The organism is Shewanella vaxholmensis (genome assembly GCF_031932135.1).
Lineage (GTDB): Bacteria > Pseudomonadota > Gammaproteobacteria > Enterobacterales > Shewanellaceae > Shewanella > Shewanella hafniensis.
Map to the genome: position 1 here is coordinate 143,459 of NZ_JAUOEV010000004.1, position 14,419 is coordinate 157,877.

At 46.3% G+C, this 14,419-nt stretch carries 11 protein-coding genes; 4 read left to right on the top strand and 7 right to left on the bottom strand.

Going from position 1 to position 14,419, the window contains the following annotated elements:
• Nucleotides 1-59 precede the first annotated feature (59 nt).
• The 3 genes from Q4Q46_RS05690 to Q4Q46_RS05700 form a co-directional block, all read right to left on the bottom strand.
• Nucleotides 60-449 carry a YgiW/YdeI family stress tolerance OB fold protein gene (locus Q4Q46_RS05690; RefSeq protein WP_311905465.1) on the bottom strand — a complete coding sequence of 130 codons (390 nt, stop codon included), beginning with the start codon at nucleotides 447-449 and terminating at the stop codon, nucleotides 60-62.
• A 154-nt stretch (nucleotides 450-603) separates the two neighbouring features.
• Nucleotides 604-1,869: a sensor histidine kinase gene (locus tag Q4Q46_RS05695; RefSeq protein WP_311905466.1), complete on the bottom strand. Its 1,266-nt coding sequence runs from the start codon at nucleotides 1,867-1,869 to the stop codon at nucleotides 604-606.
• Entirely contained in the window at nucleotides 1,841-2,509 is a 669-nt protein-coding gene (locus tag Q4Q46_RS05700) for a response regulator transcription factor (RefSeq protein WP_131525518.1), read from the bottom strand. Before Q4Q46_RS05700 ends, Q4Q46_RS05695 begins: the two co-directional genes overlap by 29 nt.
• An 86-nt stretch (nucleotides 2,510-2,595) precedes the next feature.
• On the opposite strand from Q4Q46_RS05700, the gene Q4Q46_RS05705 reads away from it, so the two are divergent.
• The gene (locus tag Q4Q46_RS05705) at nucleotides 2,596-3,888 is read left to right on the top strand and encodes a DUF5666 domain-containing protein (protein ID WP_311905467.1); all 1,293 of its coding nucleotides are present in this window, start codon (nucleotides 2,596-2,598) and stop codon (nucleotides 3,886-3,888) included.
• A gap of 37 nt (nucleotides 3,889-3,925) precedes the next feature.
• Here the strand turns inward: Q4Q46_RS05705 and Q4Q46_RS05710 are convergent, their stop codons facing one another.
• The 3 genes from Q4Q46_RS05710 to ompR form a co-directional block, all read right to left on the bottom strand.
• Nucleotides 3,926-5,896 (bottom strand): methyl-accepting chemotaxis protein, encoded by a 1,971-nt coding sequence (locus Q4Q46_RS05710; RefSeq protein WP_311905468.1) that lies wholly within the window; start codon nucleotides 5,894-5,896, stop codon nucleotides 3,926-3,928.
• A gap of 128 nt (nucleotides 5,897-6,024) precedes the next feature.
• Nucleotides 6,025-7,341, bottom strand: coding sequence for a two-component system sensor histidine kinase EnvZ (envZ, locus tag Q4Q46_RS05715; protein ID WP_311905469.1), 1,317 nt, complete (start codon nucleotides 7,339-7,341; stop codon nucleotides 6,025-6,027).
• Between the two features lie 42 nt (nucleotides 7,342-7,383).
• Nucleotides 7,384-8,109 carry an osmolarity response regulator transcription factor OmpR gene (gene ompR, locus Q4Q46_RS05720; RefSeq protein ID WP_006079507.1) on the bottom strand — a complete coding sequence of 242 codons (726 nt, stop codon included), beginning with the start codon at nucleotides 8,107-8,109 and terminating at the stop codon, nucleotides 7,384-7,386.
• A gap of 394 nt (nucleotides 8,110-8,503) precedes the next feature.
• Between ompR and greB the strand changes: the two genes are divergently transcribed.
• The 3 genes from greB (at nucleotide 8,504) to Q4Q46_RS05735 (ending at nucleotide 13,716) form a co-directional block, all read left to right on the top strand.
• The gene (greB, locus tag Q4Q46_RS05725) at nucleotides 8,504-9,007 is read left to right on the top strand and encodes a transcription elongation factor GreB (protein ID WP_006079584.1); all 504 of its coding nucleotides are present in this window, start codon (nucleotides 8,504-8,506) and stop codon (nucleotides 9,005-9,007) included.
• Nucleotides 9,008-9,170: 163 nt separating this feature from the next.
• On the top strand, nucleotides 9,171-11,534 hold the full coding sequence (locus tag Q4Q46_RS05730) for a Tex family protein (protein ID WP_311905470.1): 2,364 nt from the start codon (nucleotides 9,171-9,173) through the stop codon (nucleotides 11,532-11,534).
• A 217-nt stretch (nucleotides 11,535-11,751) separates the two neighbouring features.
• Nucleotides 11,752-13,716, top strand: a complete 1,965-nt coding sequence (locus Q4Q46_RS05735; protein WP_311905471.1) for an LTA synthase family protein — start codon at nucleotides 11,752-11,754, stop codon at nucleotides 13,714-13,716.
• 99 nt (nucleotides 13,717-13,815) lie between these two features.
• Here Q4Q46_RS05735 and Q4Q46_RS05740 read toward each other — a convergent pair whose 3' ends face one another.
• Entirely contained in the window at nucleotides 13,816-14,373 is a 558-nt protein-coding gene (locus tag Q4Q46_RS05740; protein WP_311905472.1) for a hypothetical protein, read from the bottom strand.
• Nucleotides 14,374-14,419: the final 46 nt, after the last annotated feature.

Below are 14,419 nucleotides of genomic sequence, written 5' to 3' on the forward strand. Positions count from 1 at the left end.
CATGAAGTTTGGATGTGACCAAAGCCAGCCATTCATTGGCTGGCTTTAACTAAATCAATTTATTGTACGATTTGAATGTTGTCTGCATCTATGGTCACTTCAGACCAATTTTTATCCACTTCACCACGAATAATGACCTGAGTCTCAGGTGTTACTGTGTTGCCGCGCCATAAATCATCATCAATTTCGACCTTAATATCACCCGTAGCGTCACGGAAAATATAATCATCGTGTCCAATGAAAGAAATGATATGGCCCGTTAACTCAATTTGGGCGTCATCACTGGCATTGAGCGCGCTCACCACATCATGAATCACTTGTCTTACGCTCGGCCCTTGGAAGCCACCCTGTATTTGAGGTTCACCCGTTGTAGGTTGAAAGCCTGCTTGGCTGGCTATAGTCGTGAATGAAAGTGCCATTGCGAAAACGGTAAGAGTCATTTTATTCATCTGTTTGTCCTTTCTATGGTTTTATGTAACTCAGCCTCAATGGCTATTACAGTGTTGCGAGCATAGTGCCAAGACAAGCGTGAAGCGGTTGTGAAGATTGGTTTTGCAACTCAGAATTTGCTAAAACGAGGTCATTTATTCAAGCTAACTTCAGCTAATGGGTATTATCTATAAACTGAACATAAGCCTGATAGCTAGCACCATCGTTTTGGGTTGAAAATGCCCAGCCCATTCGCTCGCAAATACGTTCAATAATAATTAATCCGCAGCCATAGCCTGAAGTATCAGTACTTTGAGTGCTTAGTGGATTCAGTATCCATAATTGGTTGCTTTGCATCGTAATTTCAATGTTTCCGGCACTGTAATTGAAAGCATTTTTAATTAAATTACCTATCACTATGTCAATAAAGCTCAGTGGCGCCTTGATGCTCAAGCAATCTTTAAGCGTTAAGCTGTAGGTGATTTCTTGCTTGGCAAAATGCTGCGCCATTTCAGCTAAAATGTGTTCAAGGCGTGGTGCTAAATCAATTTGGCTGTAGTGCTGGGATTCAATGTCTTCTTTTCCGAGAAGTAAAAAGGCCTCGGTGAGCGTTTTCATTTGATGCCCTGCGTAATCAATACGTGTAATGGCTTTTTTGACCATTAATTGTTGAGCCTCGGTTGTCGCATTGGGGATTTTTTTGAGCAATTCTACCGAACCTTGGATCACCATAATGGGCGTGCGTAGCTCATGGGAGGCAAAACGGCTAAATTCTTGTTCCCGAGTGAAGTAGGCGGCAATTTTAGCTTTGTTGCTTAATAGGGTTTGCTCAATCTGGCGGGTTTCACGGTATGAAGTACTCGGTGTTGATGTCGGTCTTTTGGGTGATAGTTGATTGATTTTATTTTCAATCTCAGCGAGTGGACTGGATAGCAGACGTACAAAATACAATCCATACGCCATGATAAACAGGAGCAAACCGATCCCCATAATAGAGATCAAAATGTGCATTCTATCTTCATAGCTATCAAGGAAATCGTCCGCGTCATCCTTATAAACCACATACAACAGCCCTTGCCCAGAAGGATGAGCGGATATCAAAAAGTGTTTATCTTCACCACCCAGTTGATGTTCGTAAAATCCGGTATTTTGATAAGGTTGCAGCCAAGCTGGTACAAACTCTTTGCTCCAATATGTTTTCAATTCATTGATATCGGGGAGCTGTGCTTTATCACCAAACCTTTGATAATTCTTTAGATATTCGCGAGTCTCTGTGGCCAGCGTTTGCTCGAGGCTAATCTTCTCAATTTGTTCTTCGGCGATATAAATGAGGCTCCAAAAAATGGCAAACATCAAGCTAGTTAATACTAAAAAAGTGAGGCGGATTTTTTTATATAAACTCGGAAAATGCTCAGGGGATAAGTCGGTAACCTTGGCCATGGATAGTCTCTAATTTTGAGTCTGAAAAACCTTTATCGAGTGCACTGCGTAAGCTGTATATGTGGCTGCGAAGTGAATCACTCGAAGGAGCATCATCTCCCCATACTGTATCTACCAATTGCTCTTTACTCACGATAGCGGGCGCATGTTTTAGTAACAGTGAAAGAATGGTGCGCTGAATTTTACTGAGCTTAATTTCTTTACCAGCACGGGTAACTTGATGGGTTTGCAAATTTAAACTGATATCACTGAAGCGCAAAATACCCACATCTAAACGTGGGCCACGATTATGCAGTGAATGTAGTCGTAAGCATAATTCTTCCATCGCGAAAGGTTTATTTAAAAAATCATCCCCACCTGATGTAAAAGAATCAATTTTATCCTGCAAACTATCTTTGGCGGTTAAAAATATAATCGGTGTATTACAATAAATTTCTTCACGCAGTTTTTTAACCGTATTAATACCGTCTAATTTGGGCATCATAATATCCATTATGATGACATCGTAATGGTTTTGTTGAATTAAATTGATTGCACTTTCCCCGTGATATGCACAGTCGGCAATAATACCTTCTAGGGTTAAATAATCCATGATTGTTTCAATAACATCATGATTATCATCAACAATTAATACTTTCATAGGTTAATTCATTTCTTCACATTTGCTTGACGATCTTCATACTAAGATGCCCAGCACTGATTTAACAAGACATAATAGGGAAGAAAATGAATAAACTCTTAGTCTGTATTACGGCCATTTTGCTGGCAGGTTGCGGTGGTAATGATTCATCAACAGATACCTCTAAACCCGATCCTATCGTTCCACAACCTACGTTACCCGCAAAAATTAACGGTACAGTAACAAATATTGCTTCTGACAATAATTCGATTACGGTCAACGGATATAACGTAAATATCGCTAATGCTAAGATTCACTATGGTCAACAGCCGTTAGAGGTAAATGCCATTCAAATGGGGATGAGGGTCAAAATTGATAATGAAGGCCAACAGGCTAAAAATGTCATATTAGATCCAAGCCTCGTGGGTGAAGTCAGTTCCGTTAATCAAAATACTATTGCCGTTAATGGGATTAATTTAGTCGTTAAACCAGCGGACGCTACCCAGTATAAAGTAGGCGATTGGGTGGCGGTAAATGGTTACCCAACGGTAATGGGAGAATGGCAGGTTAATTCTATAAACCTTATCCCCAATTTTGCGTTTGCTGAAATCGAGGGACGTGTCTCTGGATTAAATAAGACTGCGCAACAATTCAATATCGGTTCGGCAGTGATTAATTATGCCAACGCACGTTTAGAAGGCAGCTTACAGGAAGGCTCATGGGTCGAAGTGGAAGGCCAGCAAAGTGGTGCTTCATTTTTGGCCTCTGAAGTCGAGGTGGAAGATACGGCGTCTTTTAACGATATGGAGCTAGAAGGGACTATTACTTGGGTCAACCAAGATAAAACGCAGTTTGAGCTTAATGCCCGTACTCGACTCTATGTCACTACAAATACTCAATTTGAAGATGGCAAGCAAGCTAACTTGGTTGAAGGCAAGCTAGTCGATGTAGATATTCAATCTATGCCGCAGGGTTTATGGGCCAGAGAAGTTGAATTTGAAACATCACATGATAATGGTGGAATACCTCCAACCTTAGGTAAAAAGTTCGAGCTAGAAGGTCTGGCGACACTGACCACCAATAATCAGCTACAAATTAATGGATTTACATTTGATATTGATGCCAGAACTCAATTCGATGACGGTTTAACCTTAGCGACACTTGACCAAAAATGGATTCAAATAGAAGGTGTTGAACTCGCAGACAACCAGTGGTTAGTGAAAGAAGTTGATCTTGAAGTGCGAAGCAATGAGCTTGATTTGTCGGGTTTTGTGATGCAAAAGACCTTGTGGGGCTATCAAACGACTGATACTTCATTAACGCCATTTGAAGGCAAATGGGTTGATGTCGAATGTCAGTTCGATGGTTCTAATATCTATAATTGTCGAATCGACGATTAAACACAAATAGAGAAATTAAGTGAATAAATGTGCGGTTTTAGGCCGCACGGTTTATTTGGCTTTGCCCAATCCCCAAGCTGGTTTCAATATCTTCTACACTCTGCTGCACTTCTTGGGCAATGACTTCACTCTGTTGTGAACTGGTTTGCGCCTGTTCTTTTAAGCTATCCATAGTGCGCACAAATTGATCGAGATAATCGACTTGCTCCTTGGCATTGAGCGAACCTTGTTTAGCGGTATTGGCCATGTCGCTCGCTTGATTTTGCACCGTTTGTGCCACTTGCCATAGGCTTTGAGCGCGCAGTTTTTGACTGCTGGTGGCCTGTGCTATGCCATCGACACTCTCACTGAGGGCATGATTCGATTGGGTCAGTTGCTGCAGAATCTTCACGATTTCGTTTAAGGACACTTGGGTGCGCTGACTTAAATTTCGCACTTCATCGGCAACCACGGCAAAGCCGCGACCTTGCTCTCCCGCCCGCGCAGCTTCAATGGCGGCATTGAGGGCGAGTAAGTTAGTTTGTTCGGCGATATTGCCAATCACATCAATGATTTTCGACACATCCGTCACTGAGTTATTCAGGCTTTCAAGGGAAGCATGGCAAAGACCTACGGCGGTTTGTGTCTGCTCGGTTGCACTCAGCACTGCCTCTGCTTCGGTTTGGCTCGACTGCATTTGGCGCATGGTTTCGGCGGCGCTGTCTTCTACGAGTGCCGAAGTGTGGCTCACCTCATTGGCGAGGCTGCGGATATGTTCGGTCTGTGTTTGCGTATCGGCCACAATCGTCTGAGTGTGCTCTGTGTGCTGCGATAGCTGAGTAATGCGCGCAACCAGTTGGCTTAATGATTGAGAAACCTTAGTGATTTGTTGGCGCTGTGCCTCGTCTTCCTGTTCAAACCTTTGCAGCAACTGGTTGAAATGACCTGCGATTTGGCCCGTCTCGCAGCGCCGATTAATGTCTAAACGCTCGCGGCTGTTTGATTCGCTTAATTTCATAAAGGCTTGGTTGAGACGTTTTAACGGTTTGACGACGCGGTTTTGCTGCAGGATTAAATAACCAATCGAAAACAAGGCCATGATGGAAACCATAGTGTAGAGGATCAGTTGTAGCTCATATTTCAGCTGTTGATTCTTTGCTGCTTGAGCCTCACCTAAGCCAATAAGCTGTTGTTCCACATTGCTAATCGCTTGAATGAGTTGATCTTGCATCTCTTGGTTGGCTTGCAGCAATTGGTGGGTATTAGCGACTTCTTTATTGTATCGATTGGCGAGACTCAGCAGTTCACTGCGGTCACTTTCGCCGACTTCAATCTGTTCTGGTTCGCTGGCACCGAGTGCAAATTCATCTGCTTCTTGCTGTTCATATACGCCGATTAACGGCAGTGCGCTGAGGGAGTCGTGCCACGTATTTAGCTCTTTGCTGGTGCTGTCTAAAATACCCTTGAGCTGCTGATTTTTACCGATCAGATAACCATCGGTCAGTTGGGAAAGTTGGTAGACGATAGAAGGTAAATTGCGGCTCAATTGCAGATATTGTTCGGCGACCGCCGCATTTGTGGCTAAGCCTTTATCGGCATAACTGCCCAGACGACGGTTATAGTCGAGCATTTCAGATTCGGCGTGGGCGAGCAGTTGCCTAGGGTTGCCAGCGAGTTTACCCGCGGCGCGGTACTTGGTATCTAAATCTTGAATGAAGTTGCTTAGGCTGGCTTGCAAGTCATTGTCGGTAGCGCCCATGGCTGCGAGGTTAAGCTGCGTGAGCTGGTTCTTAATGGCGCTGAGTTTGGTTTTCGCTTGTTCAAGTTGGCTAGCGTTGCCACTGGCTAAATAGCCATCGAGATCGCGGCGTACACCGACGAGAAAATCCTGCTGAATAGCTTGTAATGTAAGTGTTTGCTGCTCAATTTGTTGCCGCTGATCACTGCTCCACAGCACTACGGCTGCTAGCAATCCCGCGAGCAATAACAACAGGGCAGAAGCAGAAAGCGACAGCGTTGAAATTTTCATTTTGCAATCTTCATAATGGTCAGAGCCAGTAACTGTGCTGAGTTTATGAATTTAAGGTGACATTAATATGACAAGTGCTCACTTGGATGTCAGCGTTGTCATTTGATTTGCAAATATGTGATCTCGCGTTATTCCAGCGGCAGCCACACTTGGGCTTTTAAACCGCCTTCGGCGCGGTTGGAGAGGGTAATTTGCCCTTGGTGTCTGTCGATAATCCGTTTGATAATGGCGAGGCCTAGGCCCGAACCAACACTACCACGGGCGATATCACCTTGGGTAAAGGGTTGAAATAGTTTGGTGATTTGTGACTCGTCGATCCCAGGGCCGTTATCTTCAACGCTAAAACCGATACGTTTACCATCGAACTGTGAGCTAATGCGGATCCAGCCTGAACCATAGCGAAAGGCATTTTCGACTAAATTACTCAGTACCCGTTTAATGGCAATCGCTTGGAATTGGGCTTCTGGGCAGTCAGTTAACACCACTTCAATTTCACCAGCGCGATTGGCTTCTGCTTGAGCGATATCTTGAATGAGTTTATTGATTTGGCCTAGCTCACGGCTGGTTTCCTGATCTTGGCGAATATACGCAATAAACTGGCTGATGATGGCGTCCATATCTTCGATATCATTGACTATGCCATCTTTAAGATATTGATCTTCCTCAACCATCATCTCAGAGGCGAGGCGAATACGGGTGAGCGGTGTGCGCAAGTCGTGGGAGATCCCCGCCATCAATAGCGCTCTGTCCTGCTCCAGTTGTTTCATGCTGTGCGCCATCTGGTTGAAGGCGTTAGTCACTTCGACAATTTCACTCGAACCATTAAGCGGCAAGGGATCGGGGAATTCACCGCGGGAAACGGCAATCGCGGCTTTTTGTAGTCGCCTAAGTGGACGGTTTTGTTGGCGGGCAAACCACCACCCCCCAGCGACGCTGAGGGCGCCTATGACCATTAAATAGAGGGTGAGCGGCGAAAGGTCTGAAACATTCTGGCCGATAAGTGGCACTTTTATCCAAATCGAGGGCGCCTGTGGCGGACGGATCCAAATCTGTAATACGCTGCCGTGGGTGACGCGCACTTCGGCGTCGCCGCCGAGATATTCCGACATCTGCGCCGACCAGAAACCATAGTAAGTCGCTTGCTCAATACCAGCTTCGCGCGCTTGCTGTTGATTGTAGATCTTCATGCCATCGTCGTGGACTTTGGCATTGAGGGCATCGACTATGGTTAAGTGTTCGCGGCCAATATCTATGCCATCGACAAACAGCAATTTGACTTGGCGAGCGATTAATTGATTGATTTGTTGGTAGCTTGGCTTAAGCACATAGACGGCAACTGTGACGTAAGACACCAGCTGATTGATCAGTAATAGACAACCAATCAGCATCACGGTTTGGCTAAACGCGCTGCGAGGCATAAACCGCCACCAAAACTTAGCTTTCATCGGGGGCTCAATAACTGCAGCAGATTAAGATGGCAATGCGGCTCATCGACGCGCGGCGCCATCGGGCACAAACACATAACCTAATCCCCACACAGTTTGAATGTAACGCGGATTCGCAGGATCTTTTTCGATTAAACGCCGCAAACGTGACACTTGCACGTCGATGGAGCGTTCTAGCGCCGAATAATCGCGGCCACGGGCGAGGTTCATCAACTTATCCCGAGACAAGGGCTCGCGTGGATGGGTAACGAGCACTTTAAGCACGGCAAACTCACCGCTGGTGAGCGCAATAGATTCGTCGCCGTGGTACATCTCACGAGTGGCTAAATCCAGCGAAAACTCACCGAAGCTGATCTGCGCTTCCTGCTGGGCGGGCGCACCGGGCACATCTTGGGTTTGGCGACGCATCACGGCTTTGATCCGTGCGAGTAATTCCCGTGGATTGAAAGGTTTTGGCAGATAATCGTCGGCGCCTAACTCTAGGCCAATAATACGGTCGACTTCATCGCCCTTGGCCGTCAGCATCACGATCGGAATAGGATTACCTTGCTGGCGCAAACGGCGACAGATAGACAGGCCATCTTCACCGGGCAGCATCAAGTCGAGCACGAGTAGATGGAAGTTTTCGCGTTCTAATAGGCGGTCCATCTGCTCGGCATTGGCCGCGCTGCGCACCTGATAACCTTGCTCCATCAGGTAACGCTCGAGTAACGCTCGCAGGCGCATATCATCATCGACGACGAGGATTTTCGAGGTTTCTTGTCCCATGGGATGTCCTTTAATTGCTCAGATTGGTGCTTATTCTACTGACGAGAAACAGTTAAGATTAACCAACTGGCTGAAATTGAAAACGAATCTGCCTAATATAGCCGCATTCAACCTAGGCGACTAGCTCACCTTAGTGGCTTGAATGAGATAAATGCTGACATTGATTGCCCAATGTTAATACTAAGCAAATGAAATTGCATGGGAATACTCGCGTTTATTCACGCTAAGGGTGAAATTGTAACTAAATTGGCATCAGCAAAAGCGGTGAATTCAAAGCCATTATGCACAGAGATGATTTAGTGAGTTAACTTTAGCGTCTAGTCTGAGTATCATCAGTCCAATATATTATCCCGCATCAATTGTGGTCGTTTAATCCAACGATTGAGTAATGAGTATGAAAGCGCATTTGATCACCCGACAGGGTTGGCAAACTTTAGATAAAGAATTGAAGTATTTGTGGAAAGAATATCGGCCGCAAATCACCCTTAAAGTCCAAGAAGCGGCGGCGCAAGGCGACCGTAGTGAGAACGCTGATTACACCTACAACAAGCGTTTGTTAAGACAAATTGATGGCCGAGTCAGGTACTTAGTTAAGCGGCTGGAAGAGTTAAAAATCGTCGATTACTCACCGCAGCAGGAAGGTAAAATATTCTTCGGCGCTTGGTTCGAGCTCGAAAATGAAGCGGGTGATCGCGTGCGTTACCGGATCGTCGGTAAAGATGAACTCGATACCAAATTGGGCTACATCACCATCGACTCGCCCATGGCGCGTGCCTTAATCGGCAAGCAAGTGGACGATGAGGTGGTAGTGCAAACGCCATCGGGTCCAAAAGAGTGGTATATCAATCAGATCCGTTACACTCCTTTTGAAACCACTCTCGCCAGCGAGGCAGATTAGCGACAGGGTTGCCGCCGTGACAACTGCTGCGGTCGCCATGGCATGACGGGGAAAGATCAAAGACTCTGATTTGACCTAGGTTTTAGCATGAAACATACGGGGCGCCTGTGGTATCTTTGGCGCAATAACGACTTACTTTACAGTTAGGCACGACACTTTATTTATGCAAACTAATGCACATAACATCGCTCAGATTATCGCTCAAGAACTGAATGTTCGTGAGCAACAAGTTGCCGCAACCATCACTCTGCTTGACGATGGTGCGACAGTTCCCTTCGTTGCCCGTTATCGTAAAGAAGCCACGGGCGGATTAGACGATACGCAACTGCGTACCTTGTACACACGTTTAGGTTACCTGCGTGAGCTGAACGACAGACGCCAAGTGATTCTGTCTAGCATCCAAGCTCAGGGTAAGTTAACGCCAGAATTACAAAGGGCTATTGACGACGCAGACAGCAAGACACGTCTCGAAGATTTGTATCTGCCATTCAAACCTAAGCGCCGCACTAAGGGCCAAATCGCTATCGAAGCTGGGCTTGAGCCATTAGCAGATGCCTTACTGGCTGATCGTAGCGCCGATGTCGAAGCCAAAGTGGCGGGTTATATCAATAGCGACGCGGGTTTTGTCGATGTGAAAGCTGTGCTTGAAGGCGCGCGTTATATCTTGATGGAGCGCTACGCCGAAGACGCGGAATTACTGCGTAAAGTGCGTGAACATTTAAGCCAAAACAGTGTGTTAGAAAGCCGCTTAATTGCAGGTAAAGAGAAAGAAGGCGCGAAATTCCGTGATTATTTCGAGCATACCGAACAGTTAGCTAAGCTCCCTTCTCACCGTGCGCTGGCGATGCTGCGTGGCCGTAACGAAGGTTTTTTATCCCTATCTATGAATGCCGATCCTGCTGCTGAGGCCGGTCAAGGTAGTTACTGCGAAGTAATTATCTGCGATCATTTAGGGCTGAAATTGGGTGATAGCAGCGTCGACCAGTGGTTGAAAACCGTGGTGACGGCGACATGGCGCATTAAGATTGCGCTACAGATGGAAACAGAGTTTATTTCGCAAATGCGCGAACGCGCCGAAGCCGAAGCGATAAAAGTTTTCGCCCGTAACTTAGGTGACTTATTGATGGCCGCTCCAGCGGGCGCGAAAGCCACCATGGGACTCGATCCAGGTTTACGTACTGGCGTGAAAGTGGCGGTGGTCGATAACACGGGTAAGATGTTGTGCCATGCGACGATTTTCCCGCATGCACCGCAAAATCTGTGGGAAAAGTCGATTCGTACTCTGGCGAACTTAGTCAAAATGCATAAGGTTGAATTGATTGCGATTGGTAACGGCACGGCATCACGGGAAACCGACAAGCTGGCCGCTGAGCTGATTGCCGCCGTGAAAGATACCCATCCAGAGTTGACTAAAGTGATGGTCAGCGAAGCGGGCGCGTCTGTGTATTCGGCATCGGAATTGGCGGCGCTAGAGTTTCCTGATCTCGATGTCTCGATTCGTGGTGCTGTGTCTATCGCGCGTCGTTTGCAAGATCCGTTAGCCGAACTGGTGAAAATTGAGCCTAAGTCTATCGGTGTGGGCCAATACCAACACGACGTGAGCCAAAGCCAATTATCGGGTTCGCTGGAAGCCGTGGTGGAAGACTGTGTAAACGGCGTGGGTGTGGATCTCAACATGGCCTCTGCGCCTTTGTTGTCGCAAGTGGCCGGTTTAAACAAGACGTTAGCGAAAAACGTGGTCGATTATCGCGATGCCAATGGTCAGTTTAAGAATCGTAAAGAGTTACTGAAAGTGCCACGTTTAGGGCCTAAAGCCTATGAGCAAGCAGCGGGTTTTTTGCGTATTCGTGAAGGTGACAACCCACTCGATGCCTCGTCAGTGCATCCTGAGGCTTACTCGTTAGTGGAAACTATCGCTAAGACTAAGCAAGTGGAGCTGGCGAGCCTGATGGGTAACTCAGATCTACTGCGTAGCATCAAACCTGAAGAGTTTATTACGGCGGAGTTTGGTTTACCAACTGTGACGGATATTTTAGCCGAGCTGGATAAGCCGGGACGCGATCCCCGTGGTGAGTTCAAAACCGCCAAGTTTAAAGATGGTGTGGAAGAACTTAAACATTTGAAACCAGAAATGGTGCTCGAAGGCGTGGTGACCAACGTGACCAACTTTGGTGCCTTCGTTGATATTGGCGTGCATCAAGATGGACTGGTGCATATCTCTTCTCTGACCGACAAGTTTATCAGCGATCCCCACACAATCGTGAAGGCGGGTGATGTGGTTAAAGTCAAAGTGATGGAAGTGGACGTTGAGCGTCGCCGTATCGGTTTGAGCATGCGTTTGGATGAAGCTATCGATCAAAGTAAATCGCAGCAAAGACCACATAATCCTGCCAGAACTCATAATGGTAAGGCACCACAGTCGACGAAACCTGCTGCGCGTCCTACGCAAAAGCAAGCACCTAAAGCACCTGCGAACGCGGCCATGGGCAATGCCTTTGCCGATGCCTTCGCTAAGCTGAAAAAGTAAGCGTTAACCGTTAAGACTCGGACTTAAGCCATGTCCGAGTCGACTTTTTTACATGTTACTCACAAAATTGTTGCATCAATGTCGTCTTAGGGAATATAAAGTCGGCATTTAATGCAACGTTAAGCAAAATCGGTTGTCATAGCACAGCTTATTCACCGATTTTTTTCAAATTGACACTCCAACGCTGAGTGGCTCTTTATACGTTTTGGGGTAACACATGCAATCTGGTTTATCACCTCGCGGGCATCACAATGCCCATGGGCCTTTCCGCGCCATCTTTATTTTCTCACTATTAGTGCTTTTTATTGCCACCGCGAGCCGTATCGCTTTAGGGCTTTGGCAAGCCGATCGCGTGGCCGCTGTTGATGGTTGGTCGCATCTATTAATCCAAGGTTTGCGTGTCGATATCGCTACCCTGTGTTGGTTATGGGGTATTGCCGCCCTAGGAACCGCATTATTTTCGGGTGATCATTTTATTGGCCGTCTGTGGCAGCCGATTCTACGTGTGTGGTTAACCGTCGGTCTGTGGATCATGTTGTTTTTAGAAGCATCGACCCCTGCATTTATCGAAGAATACGGTATTCGCCCGAATCGTTTGTATGTGGAATATTTGATCTACCCAAAAGAAGTGCTTTCTATGCTGTGGGCGGGTCGTAAACTTGAGCTGATTTTCTCCGTGTTATTAACTATAGGTACACTATGGGGCGGTTGGATATTAAGCGGTAAGCTCACTAAAAATTTACGCTTTCCACGCTGGTATTGGCGTCCAGTATTAGCATTAATTGTTATCGCTATCACGATATTAGGTGCCCGTTCAACCTTAGGTCATAGACCACTTAACCCTGCTCTAGTGGCCTTTGCCGATGATCCATTAGTTAACTCGTTAGTTATCAATTCAGCCTATTCATTAGTGTTTGCCATCAAGCAAATGGGCAGTGAAGAAGATGCTTCTAAAGTGTATGGTAAGTTAGATAATGCTGAGATTATTGCGACCATAAGACAGGAAAGTGGTCGTCCTGACAGTGCATTTACCTCTACGGATATCCCATCGCTAAGCTTTAACCAAGCCAGTTATACCGGAAAGCCAAAGAACTTAGTGATCTTACTGCAAGAGAGTTTAGGCGCACGTTTTGTGAGCAGTTTAGGCGGTTTACCCCTGACTCCGAATATCGATGCTTTATCCAAAGAAGGTTGGTATTTCGATAACTTGTACGCTACTGGTACTCGTTCAGTGCGCGGAATCGAAGCCGTGACAACAGGCTTTACCCCGACTCCAGCCCGTGCTGTGGTGAAACTGGGTAAGAGCCAAGTTGGTTTTTTTAGCATAGCTGAACTGCTTAAAAATCATGGTTATACCACGCAGTTTATCTATGGTGGTGAGAGCCATTTCGACAATATGCGTAGTTTCTTTTTGGGCAACGGCTTTAGTGACATCATAGATCAGAAAGATTATAAATCTCCGGCCTTTGTGGGCTCGTGGGGCGCCTCTGATGAAGACTTAATGCGCAAGGCGAATAGTGAGTTTGAGCGTCTGCACAGCGAAGGTAAGCCTTTCTTTAGTTTAGTGTTTAGCTCGAGCAACCACGATCCATTCGAATTCCCAGATGATCGTATCGAGCTGTACGAGCAACCTAAGCAAACCCGTAATAATGCGGCGAAATATGCCGACTATGCGATTGGTGAGTTTTTCAAACTGGCGAAAAACGCGGACTATTGGAAAGACACGATTTTTATCGTGGTTGCCGACCATGACAGTCGAGTGGGTGGCGCGGATCTGGTGCCAGTGTCACGTTTTCGGATTCCGGGTTTAATCCTTGGGGATAATTTAGCGCCAAAACGCGATCATCGCATTGTGAGCCAAATTGATTTACCGCCAACACTGTTATCATTGATTGGTATTTCAGACTCTTATCCTATGTTGGGCCGAGATTTGACTCAGGTCAGCGATGATTGGCCGGGGCGCGCGTTAATGCAATACGATAAAAACTTTGCCCTGATGGAAGGTAAAGATGTAGTGATCCTGCAGCCAGAAAAAGCGGCTCAAGGTTTCGAATATAACGAAAAAACTGAGCAGTTAACGCCTTATGCGCCAGCTGCGGCAGCGCTAGAGAAGAAAGCCTTAAGTTGGGCATTGTGGGGCAGTTTGGCCTACCAGCAAGAGCTGTATCGTTTGCCTAAATAAGCGTTAAACAGCATAAAAAATGCCGCTATTTTTAGCGGCATTTTTGTTTATCATTCAGGTTAATTTTGTGCGCAAATGGATTAATACGATTGGAATAGGTTAAATCCACGTCGACATAATAGATTCTTGTTCTGGTTGAGTCTGTTGTTGATAGAACTGACCAATGCGTTGCCCAAGTTGTTGATAAAATTGAGTCGATTCACCTTGAAGCGATAGCCTTGACGTACTGCTGGTATTCGCTTTGGCGTTACTGCTGGCATAATTTGCTGCACCTTGACTGACCTTTAAGCGGATATCCTTGCGTTGCAACGCCGCTTGACCGCGTGCAGCAACTTTAAGCGTCTTAGGTAACACCCGCTCGGCCACCACAAGGGGGGCTTTTTTCTCTTGCTGTTGTTGGCTTTGTTGCTGCGAGGATTGCTGTTGCTGCTGTTTTTCTTGAACTTGTTGCTGATTATTCTCGAGCGTTTTGGTTTGTTGCTGAGTTTGATCTGCTGTGCGTTCATTCTGCGGATTAAAGGCGCGTTCTTCATGGCCTTTAGTGGCAGCTTGTGGGGGAATGACCACAGGTTTCAGTTGGTTGTCGACCCGAGCCGAGTCCGTCGCGACATTACTGGTCGCTAGTGGGACTTGGGGGTAGTTACTGACAACTAACATGGAAAATTCCTTGGCACATTAATGGTTAAATACTAGTCATTAATCG